The following is a 520-nucleotide window of genomic DNA, read 5'->3' as shown; positions in this document are numbered from 1 at the left end:
GAGTCTCACCGTGGTGATCTTCAGCCACCGGGACCTCGGCACTGCCGAGCAGGCCTGGGCCGGCGCTCCCTGGATCACGGCTGCGGCGCCGCTTGACCTCGACGACCTCGCCCGGCTGATCATCGTCGCGGCGCATCCCGACGACGAGACCCTCGGTGCCGGCGGGCTCCTCTCCGGTGCGACGCGACGCGGGATCCCGGTCGATGTCCTTGTCCTCAGCGACGGTGAAGCGTCCCACCCGGAATCCCCGACGCATAGCCAGGGTCGCCTTTCACGTGTGCGCAGGACAGAGGTGACGGATGCGGTGGCGCACCTGGCGCCATCCGCTCGCCTGCACTTCGCCGGACTGCCGGACGGCGACCTCGAGAGGAACAGGGAGGCGGCGGCGCGGGCGCTGGCATCCGTGCTCGGGCCGCCGTCTTCCGGCGCGGAGACGATCACGGAAGGCTCAGCCGCGGGCACCTGGATTGTCGCACCGTGGCGGGCCGACCGGGCGCCCCCCCCCCCCCGCGCCCGGGCC

The 520-nt window shown here is 73.3% G+C and carries 2 protein-coding genes; one reads left to right on the top strand and one right to left on the bottom strand.

The annotated features are described in order from the left end of the window. Window positions 1-238: hypothetical protein (locus QN357_RS19245; RefSeq protein WP_323505435.1), on the bottom strand; the 238-nt coding region annotated here is incomplete at its 3' end. Between QN357_RS19245 and QN357_RS19240 the strand changes: the two genes are divergently transcribed. Beyond that, window positions 122-520: PIG-L family deacetylase (locus QN357_RS19240; RefSeq protein WP_323505434.1), on the top strand; the 399-nt coding region annotated here is incomplete at its 3' end. The genes QN357_RS19245 and QN357_RS19240 overlap by 117 nt on opposite strands.

The organism is Cryobacterium sp. RTC2.1 (assembly GCF_035018685.1).
Classification (GTDB): domain Bacteria; phylum Actinomycetota; class Actinomycetes; order Actinomycetales; family Microbacteriaceae; genus Cryobacterium; species Cryobacterium glucosi.
The sequence above is the reverse complement of the archived record's forward strand: the minus strand, read 5'-3'. Positions and strand labels throughout refer to the sequence as shown.